Origin of the sequence: Pelagicoccus sp. SDUM812005, assembly GCF_031127875.1 — a bacterium.
GTDB lineage: Bacteria > Verrucomicrobiota > Verrucomicrobiia > Opitutales > Opitutaceae > Pelagicoccus.
Map to the genome: position 1 here is coordinate 1 of NZ_JARXIA010000047.1, position 4,661 is coordinate 4,661.

5 protein-coding genes are annotated in these 4,661 nt (G+C 51.0%); 1 reads left to right on the forward strand and 4 read right to left on the reverse strand.

The window, feature by feature from the left end:
* Positions 1-1,660: group II intron reverse transcriptase/maturase (gene ltrA, locus QEH57_RS24425; protein ID WP_309009427.1), on the forward strand; the 1,660-nt coding region annotated here is incomplete at its 5' end.
* A gap of 70 nt (positions 1,661-1,730) precedes the next feature.
* Here the strand turns inward: ltrA and QEH57_RS24430 are convergent.
* The 4 genes from QEH57_RS24430 to QEH57_RS24445 all read right to left on the reverse strand — a co-directional run bounded on the left by QEH57_RS24430 (position 1,731) and on the right by QEH57_RS24445 (position 4,095).
* Positions 1,731-2,207 (reverse strand): hypothetical protein, encoded by a 477-nt coding sequence (locus QEH57_RS24430; RefSeq protein ID WP_309009428.1) that lies wholly within the window; start codon positions 2,205-2,207, stop codon positions 1,731-1,733.
* A 486-nt stretch (positions 2,208-2,693) separates the two neighbouring features.
* Entirely contained in the window at positions 2,694-3,137 is a 444-nt protein-coding gene (locus tag QEH57_RS24435; RefSeq protein ID WP_309009429.1) for a hypothetical protein, read from the reverse strand.
* 24 nt (positions 3,138-3,161) lie between these two features.
* Entirely contained in the window at positions 3,162-3,608 is a 447-nt protein-coding gene (locus tag QEH57_RS24440) for a hypothetical protein (RefSeq protein WP_309009430.1), read from the reverse strand.
* Positions 3,609-3,693: 85 nt separating this feature from the next.
* Positions 3,694-4,095 (reverse strand): hypothetical protein, encoded by a 402-nt coding sequence (locus QEH57_RS24445; protein ID WP_309009431.1) that lies wholly within the window; start codon positions 4,093-4,095, stop codon positions 3,694-3,696.
* Positions 4,096-4,661: the final 566 nt, after the last annotated feature.

Consider the following 4,661-nt stretch of genomic DNA (forward strand, 5'->3'; position numbering starts at 1 on the left):
CCAAGGATCGCGAAGCCCATCAGGTCAGTCTGGAAGCGTAAATGGCGCAGTTGCGTCGGGAAAGGGTATCGACTTATCCAGGGAGGCCTCCCTCGCCGGCCTGTCCGAGCTTCAATCCGCTCGCGAAACGACAGGCGGCCGCGCCAGCGATGGCGAGGCGATCGGCGTTGGAGGAGTCAGCAGAGGGCGTATTAGCCGCGGAGACGGAAGCGGAGTAGCTGCCGACGGGTCACCCGTCCAGCGAAGAGTCGCCCAAGATCCACGAAGCGGTGAAGGCCCGAAGTACGCATGGCAGCCGGACTTGCCCCTGGAACCCACCCATAAACGCCGACCGGCGCGCGGGCAGGGGCGTCCGGAGCGATACAGCCGGCTGCAAGCCGAGCTGCTGGAGGCGATCTTCAGCAGCGCAAACCTCGAGGCGGCCTACGGCCGCGTCAAAGCCAACGATGGAGCCGCAGGAGTGGACGGCGTCAGCCTGGCCGATTTCATGGAGTGGTTCAATCCGCGACGTGAAGGCCTGCTGCGTCGCCTGCATCTGGGGAACTATCGCCCCAGTCCGGTTCGCCGGACCTACATCGAGAAGAGGAACGGAAAGAGACGCCCCTTGGGCATCCCGACCGTCTTCGACCGGATCGTGCAGCAAGCGATCCACCAGGTACTCTGTCCGGTAATGGACGGAAGCTTCAGCGCGAACAGTTACGGCTTCCGCCCGAACTGTCGCGGACACGATGCGGTTCGCCGCATCGAGCAGTGCCAACGCGAGGGCTTCCGCTGGTCGGTGGACATCGACCTGAAGTCCTTCTTCGACAAGGTGCCGCAAGCGCGCGCGCTGGAAGCGCTGCGCGAGCGTCTCGGCGGGGGCGGCCCTGTCGTGCGCATGGTAAAGCGCTACCTGCAGGCGGGCTACGTGGAGCTCGGAGCCTACCATGATACGCCGGAAGGGATGCCGCAGGGCGGCCCGTTGTCGCCCCTGCTCTCGAATCTGGTGCTGGACGCGCTGGACAAGGAGCTGGAGGCGCGCGGCCATCGGTTCGTTCGCTACGCCGACGACTTCGTCGTGCTGGTCAAGAGCGAACGAGCCGCCCAGCGCGTGTTCGCCAGCCTCTGCCGCTTCATCGAGAAGCGGCTCGGGCTGGAGGTGAACCGCGAGAAAAGCGCGGTGCGCCGCGCAAGGGAACTGAGCTACCTTAGCTTCGGTTTCCGCGCGCGCAAGATCGTGGTGAGCGACGCCTCGATGGCGGAGTTCAAGTACCGCCTCAAGGAACTGAGCGACCGCAACTGGAGCGTGAGCATGAGCTATCGCATGTCGCAGATTCGTCAATACATACGCGGCTGGATGGGCTACTTCGGGCTGGGCGCCCTTTCCGGCGTCTGGCGTCCGATGGACCAATGGCTGCGCAGACGCATCCGCATGTGCTACTGGCGCATGTGGAAATGCGCCAAAAGACGATACCTCAATATGCGCAAGCTGGGAGCTGAACACAATGTGGCTGGTGGCTTCGCCCGCACCTCGAAAGGGTACTGGCGAGTGTCCAAGCATCTTGGATACAAGGCCGGTCTGACCAATGAATGGCTGGAAAGCGAGGGCCTGATCGAAATCAGGCAACAGTGGTGGAACGTCAGGTTCCTGCGTATAACCGCCTTAAAACAGACTGCGTAGCATCGCGATCAGTCTGGCTGCGGATCCGCATGGCAGGTGGTGTGGGAGCGGGGGGAGTTAACGCCTCTCGCTACCCGATTTCGCCCTTTTTGTCTTGTTTTTTTAACTGGTTTTCCAGCTTGCTTACGAACTCCTCAAACTCTCGCTCACCTTTTCGGTTCCTAGCGATATTTAAAACAGTGACGCCAGCATCGGACTTGAAGCAGGTGTATTCTTCTTTTCTTATTCCTGTTAGAATCATAACCACTCCAACGAGTGCTAGAACCCACATGAGCATGGGACCCTCAGCGTAAGAATCGATGTTGAATCCATCGACCATAATTCTCCAGCCTGCATATGCCATAACTGGAAATGCTAAACCAGCTTTAAACGTACTGTTTCGTCCTGATACTATTTCTTTCTCGGGTCGTATGTTGTCCAGTGGAATGTCGCTCTTGAAATCCGCTGAAAGGTAGTTTTTTCCAGTGATGATTAATCGATCCGGATACAGCTCGAAGTCGCGTTTCCCTTCGTGTCTTCGTTCTTTGTATGTTGCGATTGGATTCATTCTTATTTTGGCGAACGTCAAATCCACACGATGGCGGCTTCGGTTGAGGTTCCAAGTCTGTTGAGGCTTATTTTCATGGGGTCGTTATGAAAGGGGCGAGCGTTTGCCGACATTGTGTGCGATGCCTGGTTGGACCAATCTTTCTTCTTTCATTTAGTTGATTCCCTTATGGATCCTTTTCTTCGTAACAGTCTCAGCAGGATCTTCTTCTTTGTGATCGGTTTAGTCTTCTTTTTCGATCCTTTAATTGTGGTCGGATAGGGTAGAGGTTTGGACTTCGAAGTTCTAGCTGTGGGTTTTTCTTATCTGTAGTTGAATATCTGTTACTTGATTCGTTCTATGTCTTAGTCGGTAGTCGTTTTTCAAAATTTTTCCCTTCGGCAGTGGTTTCGCATGAAATAACTTCGTCATTTCAATAGATCATTTGATTCGTCCAACGTCAAGAGGTGGCGCGGCGAATGCCGTTGCCACACTCGTCTGGTTCGATCATTTTAGTTTTCGACATGCTTCAAGTGCATCGGATGCAATCTTTCTGTGCAGCTCTGTTATGTCTTTTTTGAGATATTCTGTTAGTGCTTCTACCGCATTTTTGTTCGGAGACTTCCAGAATGTATGAGCGATCCAGAAAGTAGTATCAGGCACACCACTTCTGAGGCCTCGAACGATCAGAGAAGTGTATTTGTCTGTTAGCCTTTCGAGAGTCTCCGAGAATCCTTTTTGAACCCGCCAAATGTCGTCTTGGGAGTCGCCGTCCCAGTTAGGCAAATTCTCTTTTTCTATTCCTAGTTCGTCTAAACGCTGAAGTATCTCCGAGATTTCTTCTTCTTTGCACTGATCCGCAATTTCTACGGGAAACTTCCCATACGCCCGTTCTTGTAGGTTCTTTCCCTTCTGTGCTCTATTCAAGAGGCTCTGTAGGATGCTCTTCATTTTTTCTTATCGAACGCCAAGTACTCACGATGGAGATAGGCGGAGCCTATCGGAATTGTGAGCTACGTTTTGTTCGAACAATTTGATTTTGGATACGTTATGATTGGATGGGTACTTGTTTGGATCGTCGTTTTGGGTCTGCTTTGGGTTGTAGTCGGAATCACTAAAGATGAAATCGTTTATTTGGGGAATCGTAAGGAGAAGGGCAATCGTGAGAAAAACGATGACAACGGTTAGCCAGAATGTCGCTTTCTGTAACTTCTCATTTATTTCTGATGATTTCTTAGCTTGCTCGGAGTATCGCGACAACAAAACAGAGAAGTGAGACAATGGTACTGAAACATTCCTTGATTCCCGAAAGTACGATTTTTGGCTCTCGTGATACATTTCTTCCACCAGCTCATCGTCTGTCATGGATAATGCCTTTTGATGAAGCTTTTCGGCCTCTTGCTTCTCTTGCTGATAGCTCATCTTTTTTTTTTTCTTCGAACGCTGAGTGCATACGATGGAGATAGGCGCAGCCTATCGGAATTGTATGACACGACTTGTTAGCATATTATAGTTTCTGGTTGTCGCGAACCGATTCGTACTGCTTGAGTACTCTCCTTATTTCTTTTTGGTCTTTGGGGTTGGGATTAGGACTGACTCCTAGTTTTGCTGCATCTTCTTTTTGTTTCTTTAGCTGTGGACCTACTGGAAGGGACGGGCTGCGTGTTGCCGCCTTATAGATGATGGTCGTAATCTTCTTACCTTTTTCATCTTCTGTAAATACCTTCAACGGAGCAACCCATAGCAATTTTCTCTCCTGCTGGATATGCATGAAGACCTCGACTGCAGAGTTTTCGCTTTCGAGCTGTGTCGTACACTCAACTCCTGAGACTTGATCGAAAACTACTCCAGCCCTTGCATTAACGGATAGAGTTGAGAATACGATGAACAGGGCGATTGTTAGTTTCATGATTAGTTTTTTGCTAACGTCGAGTGGATACGCGGAGAGGGCGCAGCCCTCGGAGTTGTATCGCACGACTTGATATGCTTATTTTTTATTTCTTATTCGTGCGATTTCAATCCAGATGCATCCAAACGCAAAGATGGCCCAAAACATCGGAACCATCCAAAAGGTGACTCGATTCTTAACAAATCCATAGTTCATTTTTTCTGCGTCATAGATTTCTAGTAGATTTGTGGTTCCTTTTCCTGCTATCAGAACAATGGTCCAGAGAATCGGTATCAAGATAGCCGAAGCAATCATCGCTTTGCTTCTTTCTTCCCTGTCCCAGAAGTAGTACGAAAACAGGATCCCGAGACCGAGGTTGGATCCGTAGAATATGAGATTCGAGACCATTCTATTTGTTCTGCATATCGCAGAGGTCTCACGCGAGCGCTTGCGCGAGTTGTGAGGACCGACTTGATGGGGTTAAGTTTTTCATCTTCAGAGTTGGGTTTAGCTTGGAGCTTGGGGCTTTTCTTTTCTTGGATTCAGTCTTCGGATCGATTGCCAATTTGCGATCTTTGATTTGCTGC

What these genes read in the sequence shown, in the direction of transcription:
- QEH57_RS24430 (WP_309009428.1), bottom strand. Translation starts at nt 2,207, where the DNA reads ATGAATCCAATCGCAACATACAAAGAACGAAGACACGAAGGGAAACGC.
- QEH57_RS24435 (WP_309009429.1), bottom strand. Translation starts at nt 3,137, where the DNA reads ATGAAGAGCATCCTACAGAGCCTCTTGAATAGAGCACAGAAGGGAAAG.
- QEH57_RS24440 (WP_309009430.1), bottom strand. Translation starts at nt 3,608, where the DNA reads ATGAGCTATCAGCAAGAGAAGCAAGAGGCCGAAAAGCTTCATCAAAAG.
- QEH57_RS24445 (WP_309009431.1), bottom strand. Translation starts at nt 4,095, where the DNA reads ATGAAACTAACAATCGCCCTGTTCATCGTATTCTCAACTCTATCCGTT.